Source organism: Micromonospora halotolerans (assembly GCF_032108445.1).
Taxonomy (GTDB): Bacteria; Actinomycetota; Actinomycetes; order Mycobacteriales; family Micromonosporaceae; genus Micromonospora; species Micromonospora halotolerans.
Window position 1 is genome coordinate 6,894,401 of sequence record NZ_CP134876.1, and the last position, 13,133, is coordinate 6,907,533.

General features: G+C 74.9%; 14 protein-coding genes. 4 read left to right on the forward strand and 10 right to left on the reverse strand.

What is annotated here, in order from left to right:
• Positions 1 to 18: 18 nt before the first annotated feature.
• From RMN56_RS32315 to RMN56_RS32330, 4 genes are all read right to left on the reverse strand, one after another.
• A complete protein-coding gene (locus RMN56_RS32315; protein ID WP_313721663.1) occupies positions 19 to 1,491 on the reverse strand; it encodes an ATP-binding protein in 1,473 nt (490 codons plus the stop codon).
• Between the two features lie 76 nt (positions 1,492 to 1,567).
• Positions 1,568 to 2,740 (reverse strand): alanine--tRNA ligase-related protein, encoded by a 1,173-nt coding sequence (locus tag RMN56_RS32320; RefSeq protein ID WP_313721664.1) that lies wholly within the window; start codon positions 2,738 to 2,740, stop codon positions 1,568 to 1,570.
• A gap of 243 nt (positions 2,741 to 2,983) precedes the next feature.
• Positions 2,984 to 4,126 carry a fatty acid desaturase family protein gene (locus tag RMN56_RS32325; protein WP_313721665.1) on the reverse strand — a complete coding sequence of 381 codons (1,143 nt, stop codon included), beginning with the start codon at positions 4,124 to 4,126 and terminating at the stop codon, positions 2,984 to 2,986.
• A 16-nt stretch (positions 4,127 to 4,142) separates the two neighbouring features.
• Positions 4,143 to 5,234, reverse strand: a complete 1,092-nt coding sequence (locus tag RMN56_RS32330) for a ferredoxin reductase (protein ID WP_313721666.1) — start codon at positions 5,232 to 5,234, stop codon at positions 4,143 to 4,145.
• An 83-nt stretch (positions 5,235 to 5,317) separates the two neighbouring features.
• Between RMN56_RS32330 and RMN56_RS32335 the strand changes: the two genes are divergently transcribed.
• Complete coding sequence (locus RMN56_RS32335; protein WP_313721667.1) at positions 5,318 to 6,541, forward strand: PucR family transcriptional regulator; 1,224 nt, start codon at positions 5,318 to 5,320, stop codon at positions 6,539 to 6,541.
• 28 nt (positions 6,542 to 6,569) lie between these two features.
• Here RMN56_RS32335 and RMN56_RS32340 read toward each other — a convergent pair whose 3' ends face one another.
• The 5 genes from RMN56_RS32340 to RMN56_RS32360 form a co-directional block, all read right to left on the reverse strand.
• A complete protein-coding gene (locus RMN56_RS32340; RefSeq protein WP_313721668.1) occupies positions 6,570 to 6,980 on the reverse strand; it encodes a hypothetical protein in 411 nt (136 codons plus the stop codon).
• An 81-nt stretch (positions 6,981 to 7,061) separates the two neighbouring features.
• On the reverse strand, positions 7,062 to 7,247 hold the full coding sequence (locus RMN56_RS32345) for a ribonuclease (RefSeq protein WP_262285321.1): 186 nt from the start codon (positions 7,245 to 7,247) through the stop codon (positions 7,062 to 7,064).
• A 65-nt stretch (positions 7,248 to 7,312) separates the two neighbouring features.
• The gene (locus RMN56_RS32350; protein WP_313721669.1) at positions 7,313 to 7,813 is read right to left on the reverse strand and encodes a hypothetical protein; all 501 of its coding nucleotides are present in this window, start codon (positions 7,811 to 7,813) and stop codon (positions 7,313 to 7,315) included.
• Between the two features lie 117 nt (positions 7,814 to 7,930).
• A complete protein-coding gene (locus tag RMN56_RS32355; RefSeq protein ID WP_313721670.1) occupies positions 7,931 to 8,650 on the reverse strand; it encodes a hypothetical protein in 720 nt (239 codons plus the stop codon).
• The gene (locus RMN56_RS32360; RefSeq protein WP_313721671.1) at positions 8,643 to 9,095 is read right to left on the reverse strand and encodes an RNA polymerase sigma factor; all 453 of its coding nucleotides are present in this window, start codon (positions 9,093 to 9,095) and stop codon (positions 8,643 to 8,645) included. The genes RMN56_RS32355 and RMN56_RS32360 overlap by 8 nt, the downstream gene beginning before the upstream one ends.
• A gap of 201 nt (positions 9,096 to 9,296) precedes the next feature.
• Between RMN56_RS32360 and RMN56_RS32365 the strand changes: the two genes are divergently transcribed.
• Positions 9,297 to 10,547, forward strand: coding sequence for a YncE family protein (locus RMN56_RS32365; RefSeq protein ID WP_313721672.1), 1,251 nt, complete (start codon positions 9,297 to 9,299; stop codon positions 10,545 to 10,547).
• 19 nt (positions 10,548 to 10,566) lie between these two features.
• Here the strand turns inward: RMN56_RS32365 and RMN56_RS32370 are convergent, their stop codons facing one another.
• Entirely contained in the window at positions 10,567 to 11,190 is a 624-nt protein-coding gene (locus RMN56_RS32370; protein ID WP_313721673.1) for a dihydrofolate reductase family protein, read from the reverse strand.
• A 229-nt stretch (positions 11,191 to 11,419) separates the two neighbouring features.
• Between RMN56_RS32370 and RMN56_RS32375 the strand changes: the two genes are divergently transcribed.
• Together RMN56_RS32375 and RMN56_RS32380 are read left to right on the forward strand one after the other, a co-directional pair.
• Entirely contained in the window at positions 11,420 to 12,115 is a 696-nt protein-coding gene (locus RMN56_RS32375) for a response regulator transcription factor (RefSeq protein WP_313721675.1), read from the forward strand.
• Positions 12,108 to 13,133, forward strand: coding sequence for a sensor histidine kinase (locus RMN56_RS32380; RefSeq protein ID WP_262285328.1), 1,026 nt, complete (start codon positions 12,108 to 12,110; stop codon positions 13,131 to 13,133). Before RMN56_RS32375 ends, RMN56_RS32380 begins: the two co-directional genes overlap by 8 nt.

Consider the following 13,133-nt stretch of genomic DNA (forward strand, 5'->3'; position numbering starts at 1 on the left):
TCCTTCCGTCGACCGTCGTCAGCCGCGGCGCAGCCCGGCGACGGCCTCTCGGAGGTCATCCTGACTGATCGGGGCCGGCGGCGCACCCTCCGTCGCCTCCCGGAGCGCCTTGGCGAGTTGCACCCGGCGCAGCACCTCCCGCAGGTCGGCTCCGGTGAGCCCGGGTGTGGTCGCGGCCAGCGCGGCCGGGTCGACGTCGGCGGCGAACATCCGGAAGCCGGGCCGCTCGTGCCGGTCGATCAGCTCGCGGATCATCGTGGCGAGGATCTCCGCGCGGCCGGCCTCGTCGGGCACCGGGATGGCGATCTTGAGGTCGAAGCGGCCGGAACGGGTCAGCGAGGCGTCCACCCGCTGCGGGAAGTTGGTGGTGGCCACCACGATGACGTCCGGGTTCTCCTCGAACAGGGTGTTCATCTCCTGCTTGAAGATGCCGGCCACCGCGTTGACCGCCTGGCTGGCCGCGTCGCCGCCGGAGCCGGCGTAGCTGATGATGCTGTCGAACTCGTCGAAGAGCATGACGGTGGGCCGCCGGTAGCGGCGCGCCTCCCGGAAGATCCGCTTGATGTTGCGCTCGGAGCCGCCGAGGAACTTGTCGAGGATCTCCGGGGTGCGGATCTCCACGAAGTCCGCGCCGATCTCGTTGGCCAGGGCCCGGGCCAGCATGGTCTTGCCGGTGCCCGGCGGCCCGTACAGCAGGATGCCCTGCGGCCGGCGCGCCCCCCAGCGGGCCATCGCCTGCGGGTGCCGGAACGACACGGCGACCTCGCGGAACCGGGCGACCACCTCGGCCAGGCCGCCGACCTGGTCGAGGGTCACCGCCGCGCTGCGCGGCACCGCCGCGGCCGCGCGGTGACCCACGGGGTACGACCGGCCGCGCAGCAGCGTCGGCTCCGGGGTGTCGCCGGCCAGCTCCCGGACGGTCTGGAGCACCACGCCGACCATGGCGGTCAGGTGCGCCGGCGTCACGTCGGCGCTGGGCACCTCGGCGCGTACCCGCACGGTCGGCCCGTCGTGGCTGAACTCCGGGCGCAGGCCGGCCTCCTCGGCGGCCCGCAGCACGGCCCGGCCGGCCGGGTCACGCGACGGCTCGGCGACGACGGCCCCGGCGGGCCGCAGCCCGAGCCGGCGGCCGGCCTCGGCGGCGACCCGGCCGACGGCGGCGGCCGGCCCGTCGCCGCCACTCGCGGCGAGCCGCTGGGCGACGAGCAGCCCGACCGGCCCGGCCAGGCCGAGGGCGAGCAGCCCGGCGCCGGGCAGCGCGGGGTCCGCCCGCAGGTACGCCTCGAAGCGGTGCACCGGCCGCCCGTCCCGGCTGTCGGCGCGCACGGTGCAGCGCACCTCCCGCACGGGCGCCGGGAAGTCGCCGCCGGCGAGCAGCTCCACCGGCCCGTCCTGGGCGGCGGCGAGCAGCGCCGCCGCGTCGGTGACGGTCACCCGGGCGCCGAGCAGGGTCACCGTCTCCACGTCCGGCCGGACCTCGTACCCGGTCATGCGACCACATCCCTCGCTGCGGCGGTCTCCGCTGCCGAGTCTGGCACCGTGGCGCCGCCCCGGCCACCGGCGCGGGTCAGCCCGCCTCGGCCAGCAGGCCGTCGACCAGGTCCCGGGGCAGCCCGTGGGTGTCGTGCAGCCAGTGGTAGTCGCGCTCGGTCAGCGGCCCGCGCGCGCGTACCCGGTCGACCAGCGGCCGGCCCCGCTCCAGCAGGCCGCGGAAGCGCCGCTCCTCCGCCAGCAGCAGCTCGCGCAGCGGGCCGGCGTCCGCGTCCTGCCGGAACCGGCGCAGCGTGTCGCGGTACGCGTCGAGCGGCAACTCGGTCAGGCTCCGCGCCGGGTCGTCGCGCCACAGCACGGTGAGCGCCCGCCGGATCAGCCGGCGCAGCACGTATCCGCGGCCGGTGTTGCCGGGGCGTACCCCGTCGCCGAGCACGACCACCGCGGAGCGCAGGTGGTCGGCGACCACCCGCAGGTCCGCGCCGCGCAGGTCCCACCGGTCGCGGACCGCACCCACCCACGGGCTCAGGCCCGCGCCCTCGAAGACCGACCGGCCGCCGCGCAGCACCATCTCCAGGCGTTCCAGGCCCATCCCGGTGTCGATGCTCGCCATCGCCAGCGGCGTCAGCCGGCCGTCCGGGTGCCGGTGGTGGCGCATCTGGACGTGGTTCCACACCTCCATCCAGCGCTCGTCGGTGCCCGGGGTGCCGGTCGGCGGCCCGTCCCCGGTCCAGACGAAGATCTCCGAGTCGGGCCCGCACGGGCCGGTGGGGCCGTTGGACCACCAGTTCTCCGCGCCGTTGGTCTCGACGGGCACGCCGAGTCCGGTCCAGGTGGCGAGCGCCGTCTCGTCCGGGCCGACCTGCTCGTCGCCGCCGAAGACGGTGGCGTGCAGCCGCCCCGGGTCGATGCCGAAGCCCGCGGTGAGCAGCTCGTGGCCCCAGCGGAGGCTGGTCGCGATGTCGTACTCGCCCAGCGACCAGGAGCCGAGCATCTCGAAGACGGTCAGGTGGGTGCGGTCACCCACCTCGTCCAGGTCGGTGGTGCGCAGGCAGCGCTGCACGTTGACCAGCCGCCGGCCGCCGGGGTGCGGGCGGCCCAGCAGGTACGGGGTGAGCGGGTGCATGCCGGAGGTGGTGAAGAGCACCGGGTCGCCGGGCGGTGGGACGAGCGAGCTCTCCGGCGCGTCCCGGTGGCCCCGGCGGTGGTAGTGGTCGACGAAGGTGCGGACGATCTGGTCGGGTGTCATGGCACGGGCCTTCCGGTGGGGACGACCGGACGGTCCGCCGCGTGGGCGGTGGCGTGACACGACGACGCCGGCGGACCGTTTCCGGTCGCCGGCGGGAATGGGGCAGGTCAGGCGGCGGCAACCGGCGAGCGGGAAGCTCGCGCGGCCGCGGCGGTGGTGCTGCGCCTGATGTCCATGCCTGTGACGGTAGCCGATCGGCGGGGGCGCCGCCCACCGGAATTGTCACCGGTGGGCGGCGGCCGGTCAGGCCGTGCCGGAGGAGACCAGCGGGGCCGGGGCCACCTGCTGGCGGCGGGCGGCGCGCCGGTTGGGCAGCGACAGCCGGATCACCTTCCACCAGGCGGAGGCGACCTGCTTGGGCAGCGGGCCGGTGGTGTACTTCAGCCCGTACCGGTCGAACAGGGCCCGGACCTGCGGGGCGATCTCCTGGTAGCGGTTGCTCGGCAGGTCGGGGAAGAGGTGGTGCTCGATCTGGAACGACAGGTTGCCGGTCATGATGTGCAGCAGCCGGGGGCCGCTGATGTTGGCCGAGCCGAGCATCTGCCGCAGGTACCACTCGCCGCGGGTCTCGCCCTCGATGGAGGTCTTCTCGAAGGTCTCCACGCCGTTCGGGAAGTGCCCGCACATGATCACCGAGTGGCTCCACAGGTTGCGGATCAGGTTCGCGGTGAACGTGGCGGCGAGCGTGGACAGGAACGACGGGCCGGACAGCAGCGGGTGCAGCACGTAGTCCTTGAGCACCTGGCGGCGGATCTTGCGGCCGACCGCCCTGGCGCGGGCCCGGAACCCCGGGTCCTTGTGGCGGCCGTTCTTGAGGTTCTCCCCCAGCTCCAGGTCGTACGCGGCGATGCCGTACTCGAAGAAACAGGCGTTCACGAAGTTGTAGAACGGCTGGCCCAGGTACGCCGGGTGCCACGGCTGGTCCTCGTCGACCCGCATGATGCCGTAGCCGAGGTCGTTGTCCTTGCCGAGCACGTTGGTGTAGCGGTGGTGCAGCTCGTTGTGCGAGTGCTTCCACTGCTCGGGCGGGGAGACGTGGTCCCAGTCCCAGGTGGTGGAGTGGATCTTCGGGTCGCGCATCCAGTCCCACTGCCCGTGCAGGACGTTGTGCCCGATCTCCATGTTGTCCAGGATCTTGGCCACCGCGAGGCCGGCCGTGCCGACGATCCAGGCCGGCGGGAACAGCGAGAACAGCAGCACGGCGCGGCTGCTCAGCTCCAGCGTTCGCTGGGTCTTGATCACCTTGCGGATGTAGCGGGCGTCCCGCTCACCCCGGTCGGCGATCACCCGGTCCCGGATCGCGTCCAGCTCCTTGCCGATGATCTCGATGTCCTCGGCGCTGAGGTGGGCGATCGGGTTGTCCGCCTTCTTCTGGATCACTGTCACGTCGGATGGCCTCCTGTCAGAGTTCGATGTCGCAGGTACCGGCGGCCGCCGACACGCAGGTCTGCACGAGCACACCGTCCCCGGGCACGGCGGTGGTGACGTCGCCGTTGCGCAGGTCGCGCACCGCGCCCTCCCGCAGCGGGACGACGCAGCCGAAGCAGATGCCCATCCGGCAGCCGGACGGCATCAGCACCCCGGCCCGCTCGCCGGCGTCGAGGATCGGGGTGGCCCCGTCGGCCTCGACGGTCACCCCGGCCGCGGTGAACGTCACGGTGCCGCCCTCCCCCGGCGAGATCACGGTGGGCCGGAACCGCTCGGTGTGCAGCCGGTCGGCGAGCCCGTGTGAGTCCCAGTACCCCTCGACGGCGTCGAGCATGCCGATCGGCCCGCAGGCCCAGGTCTGCCGGTCGAGGTGGTCGGGCACCAGGCCGGCCAGCTCGTCGACGCCGAGCAGGCCGTCGGTCTCGGTGTGCCGCTCGACGAGCCGCAGCGCGCCGGCCTCGGCGAGCGCCCGCAGTTCCGGGCCGAAGATGACGTCGTCCCGGGTCGGCGCCGAGTGCACGAGCACCACGTCGGCGCGGTCGTGCAGGCCCGCGCGGAGCATCCCCATGACCGGGGTGATGCCGCTGCCGGCGGTGAGGAAGAGGACCCGTTGGGGGGTCGCCTCGGGCACGACGAAGTCACCCTGCGCCTGGTCGAGCTGGACGATCGTGCCCGGCCGGACCCGGCGGACCAGGTAATTGCTGACCTTGCCGTCCGGGATCGCCTTCACGGTGACGGAGATCAGGCCGTCCGCGGCGCCCGGTGTCGAGGTGACCGAGTACGCGCGCCACTGGCGCACCCCGTCGACGTCCACGCCGAGGCGCACGTACTGTCCGGGCAGGTGTCCCTGCCAGCTGCGACCCGGCTGGATGACCACGGTCGCCGCGTCCCGGGTCTGCGGGCGGACGGCGACGATCCGGCCGCGCAGCGGGGCGCCGGCGCGCAGCGGCGCCACGAGGTCGAGGTAGTCGCCGGGCAGCAGCGGGGTGGTGACCGCGCCGGCCAGCCGCGACAGTCTGTCCCGGAAGGTCACCTTCTGGGAGCGGCGGGGGGCAGTTGTGGTCATATCACCAGGGTGACTGCGTGATCGCATAACATCTTGACCGGCAAAGGTGAAATGGCCGCAGGTTTTTGTTCGGGGAGAACAACATGTCGGACGACCACGCGGGCTATCGCGCGGCCCATCTCGAACTCGACGCGCGGGTGTCGGCCCGCCTCCGGGACCGGCTCCCCGTCGTCGCCGAGCGTACCGTCAGCGCGATCACCGCCGAGGTGCCCGACTACTCCGGCGCGCTCACCGGCACGATGCGGGAGAAGATCGAGAACGCGGTACGCATCGCGCTGGGCACCTTCCTCCAGCTCATCGACGGGGCGCAGCTGGCCGATCCGAGCACCCCGCTGGCCCCCGCCCTGGAAGCCGCGTACGCGCTGGGCAGCGGTGAGGCCCGCTCGGGGCGCAGCATGGACGCGCTGCTGGCCGCGTACCGGGTGGGGGCGCGGGTGGCGTGGCGGGAGGTCTCCGCCACCACGGTGCGCAGCGGGCTGTCCGCCGAGACGGTGGCCGAGTTCGCCGAGCTGATGTTCGCGTACATCGACGAGCTGTCCGCGGCCAGCGTGGCCGGGCACGCCGACGAGCGGGCCAGCGCCGGCCGAGCGCGCCGCCGCAACATGGAGCGGCTCACCCAGCAACTGCTCGCCGGGGAACCCGAGGACATCCTGCGGCGCAGCGCCGAACGGGCCGACTGGCCGCTGCCGCAGACCCTCACCGTCGTCCTCCTGCCCCGCCGCAACCTGCGCGCGGTGCTCGCCCTGCTCGGCCCGCACACCCTGGAGAGCGGCGAGGACCTGCCCGGCATGGACCCGGCCGAGGAACTGGCCGTCCTGCTGGTGCCGGACACCCACGGCGCCCGGCGGCGCCAGCTCACCCGCCTGCTGCACGGGCACGGGGCGGTGCTCGGGCCGGCCCGGCCGTGGCACCGGGTCGCCGCCTCCTACCAGCGGGCCACCCGGGCGCTCGCCCTCGGCCTCGGCGAGCCGGACGCCGGGCCGGTCGACACCGAGCACCACCTGGCCGAACTGCTGCTCAGCATGGACCCGGAGGGGTTGGCCGACCTGCGCGCCCAGGCCCTCGCGCCGCTGGCCGACCTGCCCCCGGCCACCGCGCACCGGCTCGCCGAGACGCTGCGCTCCTGGCTGCTGCACCAGGGCCGCCGCGACGACGTGGCGGCCGACCTGTTCGTGCACCCGCAGACCGTCCGCTACCGGATGGGCAAACTCCGCGAGCTGTACGGCGACCGGCTCCACGAACCGGCCACGGTCCTCGCCCTCACCATCGCCCTGGCCGTCCCACCCACCCCGCCGGAGACGGAATGACCACCCAGGCGGCGCCGCGTTCCGGGTGTCAGTGGGTCCCGACGACGGCGGGCCGCGGTTCGCCCAGGAACGCGTAGGCGGCCAGCGCGCCGGCGAGGACGGCGTCCACCGCGATGACGAAGCCCCGGTCCATCCCGCCCGGGGCAAGGGCGAACCCGGTCGCCAGGGCGACCACGGCGATCAGCACCAGGATCACCCGGACCGCCCGCCGCGCGGCCGGACGGGTGGCGGGCGGCCGGAACCCGGCGACCGCCAGGACCGCCCGGACGGCGCCGGCGAGCCCGACGATCAGCGAGGGAACGGCCAGCCCGGCCACCTCCCGGTCCAGGCCGGCCAGCCCTGACCAGGCGAGCAGCCCGAAGACCACGACGGCGAGGACGTGCAGAGGGGTGTCGCCGAGCAGGCGGCGCCGCGCGGCTGGTTCGCTGTCCCGCGTCATGACCGTCCCCCGTCCGGATGCCGGCATCGTGGACGGTCATCGTCGCACTCCCCGGGGCCGCGCCCCAGCGGCCGACCGGGCCTATTCCTCCGGGACGCCGGGGCCGACCTCGCCGCGCCTCAGGTGCTCGGCGTTGCGGTCGGCTTCGCTGTCCGCGTTCGCGGCGCCGGCGCCCGCGTCCCTGGTGCGGCGCCCCTCGGCGTCCTGGTACACCGCGCCGGTCTCCAGCGCGTCCTCCTGCTGCCGACTCTGCTCAGGTGTGGTCATCACCACCGACTACCCGGCCATCGCCCCGGATATGCACCGGTCCCTGGCAGGGGGCATGCGGGCCGTCAGGCGGGGAGGTAGACGAGGTCCATGGTGTCGGTGCGCCCGGACCAGCGGAGGTCGAGGTGCCAGCAGCCGGCCTGCGGCAGGTCGATGATCGAGGGACCGGGGCCGCCGGCGACCGTGCGGGTCACCCGGGTCGTGGTGCCGTCCAGGGAGGCGGTGATGACGAGGGTGGCCGGCGCGCTCGGGTCGGGCGACGGTGTGGCCGCCGGCCGGGCAACCCAGAGGATCTTGTTGTTCGGTCCCTCCGTGCGGTCGACCGTCAGCGGATGGCCGAACAGCACGGCCACCATGTCGCCCTTCGCGCTGAACACGTGCGGGGCGCGGGCGTCCCCGCTGAACCCGGCGTCGGCCCAGTCGGGCAGCCGGCCCTCCTCCACCCGCGTGGCGCAGGCGGTGGGCGTGACCGCCGCCGCGCTGGGCGGCGCGGCCGACCGGCCGGCGGTGGTGCAACCGGCCAGCAGCACCACCGACCCCAGCAGGAGCCTGCCCCATGAACGCATCTCGCACCTCCGGACCGGGTGGGCGCCGGTCGGTGGCACCCCGTTGTCCTGAGGACACCGGTCGGGCCGCGCAGGTTCCTCCGCTGGCGGAGGAGCGTTGCGCGGTGCGACCCGCGCCTAGTCCAGGGAGGCGGCGATCCCGGTCGCCTCGTCCCGGCGGAGATCGCCTTCCAGCCGGTAGCTGACGCCGGCGTCCTCCCAGATCAGCGTGGCCGCGGCGAGCCGCGCGGTCTCCACCCGCACCGTGCCGGTGCGGTCGACGTACGCCAGCTCGTGCGGGCCGCCGATCCAGACGGCGAAGTCGCCGTCGACCTGGACCCACTCGACGCCGGGCCCACTGATCTGCTTGTGGAAGACCGGGTCGAGCTGACCGTCGAAGGCGTCGAGGCGCAGGGCGCCGCCGCGGTAGAGCAGCGTCACCACCCGGTACGCCCCGGCGCCGTCCGGGTCGGCGACCAGCACCTGTTCCGGCTCGCCCAGCTCGACCGGTACGCGGATCGGGAAGCGGACGTGCCGCTGCGCCTCGACGAGGGAGGCGGGCCGCTGCGCCGGCAACGGCGAGGGCGTGCCGGTGTGCGGCGCCGGCGCCGGGGTGGTCTCGATGACGATCCCCGAGAAGCGCAGCAGTCCCGTCACGGCGTCGGCGATGGCGGCCCGCCCCGGCGGCAGCAGGGCGACGATGAGCGCGGCCAGCGCCGCGGCGAGCCAGTAGCGCCAGCGGCGTCGGCGGCGTGCCGGCGCGGCCAGCCGGGCCCGCACCCGGGCGGTCACGTCGGGGGCCTCGGGTGTCTCCAGCCAGGTGGCGAGGTCGCGGAGTTCGCGTTCGAGGTCATCCACGGCGCACCTCCTCGCGGTCGAGCAGGCTGCGCAGCTTCGCCAGGGCCCGGTACGTCCGTGACTTGACCGTGCCCCTGGGCCAGCCGAGCGTCGTCACGGTCTCCTCCTCGGTCAGGTCGAGGAGGAACCGGCACACGATCACCTCGCGGTCCTTGACCGGCAGTTGGCGCAGCGCCGCGACCAGCGCGGCCCGGCGTTCCGCGGCGAGGACCCCGCCGACCGCGACGTCCTCGCCGACCGCCGGCCCGTCCTGCGCCGCCGCCCGCAGGACCAGCCCGTCCCGCCGGCTGCGGGACCGGTGCAGGTTGCGGGTCTCGTTGGCGACGATCGCGAGCAGCCACGACCGGAAGGACGACTCGCCGCGGTAGCGGGACAGATTGCGGAACCCCTTCACGAACGCCTCCTGGATGACGTCCTCCGCGTCCGATCCGGCGCCGAGCAGCACCGCCGTCCGGTACGCGGACGCGGTGTGCCGGGCGACCAGGAGTTCGTACCCCTCCAGGTCACCGGTGCGGGCGCGGCGGACAAGCTCGTCGTCGTCCAGTGGAGACCTCCCCTTCGACCACCCTCATGACACCGGCCGCGCCCGGACGGTTCCACCTTCTGCGGGATGGAACCTCGGCGGCTTCGAGGGTGTCACCTCGGCATGACCGTCACCATCTCCCGCCGCGGCGTCCTGACCCTGCTCGCCGGTGCCGGCGCCGCCGCACTGGCCGGCTGCGAGCCGACCCGCGCCCGGACCTCCGCCCCGACCGTCACCATCCCCGATCCGCTGCTCGTCCAGGTCGACGCGGGGCAGGTCCTCCTGCGCGGGGCCGACCGGCGGACGATCCCCCGCGCCGTCGCCAGCGCGGACGGCGCCTGGATCTTCGCGACCGCCCCCGCGGGCCCCGACACCGCCTGCTGGCGGATCGACACCACGACCGGCCGCACCTCGGCCAGGACGGCGCTGCCCGGACGCTGGGTGCCCCAGGTCGTCTCCGCCGAGGGGACGGGCGTGGCGCTCACCACGACCACGGCGACGGTGAACGGCGGCCGGCCGTCCGGGCGGGAGGTGACGCCGGTGCTGGTCGCCGACGTCAACGGGCTACGCCACCGCCTGGACCTGCCGGGCAACTTCGTTCCGGAGGCGTTCACCGCGGACCGCACCGGGCTGTTCGTCCTCGAATGGCTCCCGGCGACCGCGCCGGACCGCTACCGGGTGCGGGTCGTCGACCTGGCCACCGGCCGGCCCGGCCCGCTGGCCACCCGCGACAAGCAGCCGGTGCCGCCCGGCGCCGAGGAGGAGATGCGCGGCGACGGCCGCCAGGCGGTGCTCGCGCCGGACCGCACCGTCCTCTACACGCTCTACACCCACCAGCCCGGCCACCAGCACACCCGGGACCTCGTGAGCGGTCGGCCCGGCAACGCGCACGCGTTCGTCCACACGTTGCACCTGGCGCAGTGGTGGGCGTACTGCATCGATCTGCCGCACCCGTTCGGCGAGGCGGCCGCGGCCGGCCACGCCATGGCGATCAGCCCCGACGGCGGTCGGCTCCTCGTCGCCGACATCTCGTCGGGCACCGTCGCCGACATCTCCACCGAGGACCTGGCGGTACGCCGGACGGTGCCGCTGGCCCGGGGCACAGGCGCCGCGCACGCAGCCGCCGGCACCGACCGCCTCTTCCTCGCCGCCGGCACGGCCGTCCGGGCCCTGGATCTCACCCGCCTGACCGGCAGGGTGGACTGGCAGGCGCGCGAGCCGATCTCCGGCCTGGTGGCCAGCCCTGACGGCAGCCGCCTCTACCTGGGCCAGCGGGACGCGGTGAGCTGGCACGACGCCGCCAGCGGCCGGGAACTCGGCCGCGTCCCGGTGCCCGGGCTCGTCGGCCTGCGCGGCCTCGCGGCACGCGCCTGAACGCCGCGCCGCCAGGAGGTCACCGCAGGACGGCGTACCGCACGTGCACGGCGTACGGCGAGTGGTGCACCGAGAGGATCTTCAGGTCGAGATCCCGGTCGAAGCCCTCGAAGAGCCGCTTCCCCCGGCCCAGGACGACCGGAGCGGTGGAGATGCCGAGCTCGTCGACGACCCCGGCCGTGAGCGCCTGCCGGATGACGTCCGCCCCGCCGCCGATGGCGACGCCGCCGTCGCCGGCCGCCCGCCGGGCCGCCGCCAGCGCCTCGTCGAAGCCGTCCACCATGAGGAAGCCGCTGCTCGGGTCGGGCTGGTCCGCGGTGCGGTGGGTCAGCACGACCAGAGTTCCCTGGAACGGGTTCCGGCCGCCCCAACCGCCCGCGCTGTCGTACATGCCCCGGCCGCACAGGCCGGCGCCCGTTCCCGCGAGCAGCGTGTCGAAGTAGGCCCGGTCCTCATCGCTCATGCCGGCGCCGGGTTCGCGCTCCGTCTCGTAGGTCCACGGGCCGCCCATCACCCAGTAGTGGAGCCGCTCGCCGCCGACGCCGAGCCCCTGGCCCGCGTGGTCGTCGGGACCGGTGACGTAGCCGTCCAGTGACACGGTGATCGCGGCCTTCACCGGGCCGTACTCCGCGGTGCTGCTCATGCTTCCTCCCGTGGCGGACCTCGGACGTGGCGAAAACCGCCCGCCCGTGGGCCCGGGGTCCCGGGTGCCGGGCCGCCGGCGCGGTGCTCGTCACCGTCACCGTAGCCGGACCCACGTCGAGGAGGGATCCGCCGGCGGCCCGACCCGCCGCTCACCGCCGTAAGAACTTGGCAATGGATCGGCCAGCCACCCGTGGCTACGCTGACCCCTCGGGTACGGGGAGGTGCGCGTGGCGCAGCGGGTGCTGGTGGTCGACGACGACCGCACGGTCGCCGATGTGGTCTGCCGCTACCTGGAGCACGCCGGCTACGAGGTCGGGCACGTCGGGGACGGGGCCGAGGCGCTGGCCGCCGTGGCCCGGCGCCCGCCGCACCTCGTGGTGCTCGACCTGATGCTTCCGGTGCTCGACGGGCTGGAGGTCTGCCGGCGGCTGCGGGAGCGGCCCGACGGCGTACCCATCGTCATGCTCACCGCCCGCGGCGACGAGGCCGACCGGATCCTCGGCCTGCAACTGGGCGCGGACGACTACCTGAGCAAGCCGTTCTCGCCCCGCGAGCTGGTGCTGCGGGTCCGCTCGGTGCTGCGCCGCGCGGGTGGCGACCCGGCCGGCGTACCCCCGGAACTGCTCGCCGACGGCGGCCTGGAGGTGGCGACGGGCCCCCGGGTGGCCCGGCTGCACGGCCGGGAGCTGACCCTGACCCTGCGGGAGTTCGACCTGCTCGTGCACCTCATGCGGCATCCGGCGCGGGCGTTCCGCCGGGCCGAGTTGCTGGACCGGGTCTGGGGGTGGAGCTTCGGCGACCAGTCGACGGTGACCGTCCACGTGCGGCGGCTCCGGGAGAAGATCGAGACCGACCCGGCCGATCCCCGCCGGATCGTCACCGTCTGGGGCGTCGGCTACCGGTACGAGCCGGCCGATGCGTGACCTGGCGCTGATCTTCGGGGCGGCCCTGGTCGCGGCGCTCGCCGTCGGGCTGGCCGGCGCGGTGGCGCTGCGGCTGCTGCGCGGCCGGTCGATCACCGTGCACATCTCCGTGCTGCTCGCCATGACGGTCGGCGCCGTGGCGGCCGGGGTCGCGGTGGTCGCCGAGGCGATGTTCCTCTCCCCGCACGACCTCGAGGTGGTGCTGACCACGCTCTCCGCCGCCGCGGTGGTGAGCCTCGCGGTCGGCTGGCTGTTCGGTCGCCGGCTGGCCGCCGCGGCCGTGTGGGCCGACCAGGCGCGGGAGCGGGAACGTCGGATCGAGAAGGGGCGCCGCGACCTGGTCGCCTGGGTCTCCCACGACCTGCGCACCCCGCTCGCCGGGCTGCGGGCCATGGCCGAGGCGCTGGAGGACGGGGTGGTGGGCGATCACGCGACGGTCGCCGAGTACCACCGCCGGATCCGGGTGGAGACCGACCGGATGACCCGGCTCGTCGACGACCTGTTCGAGCTCTCCCGGATCAACGCCGGCGCGCTGCGGCTGTCGCTGTCCGCGGTGCCGCTCGGCGACGTGGTGTCCGACGCGCTGGCCGGCAGCGCGCCACTGGCCGCCGCGCGCCGGATCCGGCTGCTCGCCCCGGAGTCCGGCTGGCCGACGGTGACCGCGAGCGAGCCGGAGCTGGCCCGGGTGGTGGGGAACCTGCTGCTCAACGCGATCCGCTACACGCCGGAGGACGGCACCGTCCGGGTGGACGCCGGCCGGGACGCCGACACCGCCTGGTTGGCCGTGGCGGACACCTGCGGCGGGATCCCGGAGCGCGACCTGCCCCGGGTGTTCGACGTGGCGTTCCGGGGGGAACGGGCCCGCACTCCCCCGCGCGACAGCGGCGGCGTGGAGGGCTCCGGCGGGCTGGGGTTGGCGATCGTGCGCGGCCTCGTCGAGGCGCACGGTGGCCGGGTCGAGGTGGGCAACGTCGCCGACGGCTGCCGCTTCGTCGTCCGGCTGCCGCTGGCCGCGTGA

Excerpts from the sequence above, each read along its gene's own strand:
- RMN56_RS32330 (WP_313721666.1), bottom strand. The coding sequence starts at position 5,234 with ATGACCACAACTGCCCCCCGCCGCTCCCAGAAGGTGACCTTCCGGGAC.
- RMN56_RS32345 (WP_262285321.1), bottom strand. The coding sequence starts at position 7,247 with ATGACCACACCTGAGCAGAGTCGGCAGCAGGAGGACGCGCTGGAGACC.
- RMN56_RS32335 (WP_313721667.1), top strand. The coding sequence starts at position 5,318 with ATGTCGGACGACCACGCGGGCTATCGCGCGGCCCATCTCGAACTCGAC.
- RMN56_RS32365 (WP_313721672.1), top strand. The coding sequence starts at position 9,297 with ATGACCGTCACCATCTCCCGCCGCGGCGTCCTGACCCTGCTCGCCGGT.
- RMN56_RS32340 (WP_313721668.1), bottom strand. The coding sequence starts at position 6,980 with ATGACGCGGGACAGCGAACCAGCCGCGCGGCGCCGCCTGCTCGGCGAC.
- RMN56_RS32320 (WP_313721664.1), bottom strand. The coding sequence starts at position 2,740 with ATGACACCCGACCAGATCGTCCGCACCTTCGTCGACCACTACCACCGC.
- RMN56_RS32315 (WP_313721663.1), bottom strand. The coding sequence starts at position 1,491 with ATGACCGGGTACGAGGTCCGGCCGGACGTGGAGACGGTGACCCTGCTC.
- RMN56_RS32370 (WP_313721673.1), bottom strand. The coding sequence starts at position 11,190 with ATGAGCAGCACCGCGGAGTACGGCCCGGTGAAGGCCGCGATCACCGTG.
- RMN56_RS32380 (WP_262285328.1), top strand. The coding sequence starts at position 12,108 with ATGCGTGACCTGGCGCTGATCTTCGGGGCGGCCCTGGTCGCGGCGCTC.
- RMN56_RS32350 (WP_313721669.1), bottom strand. The coding sequence starts at position 7,813 with ATGCGTTCATGGGGCAGGCTCCTGCTGGGGTCGGTGGTGCTGCTGGCC.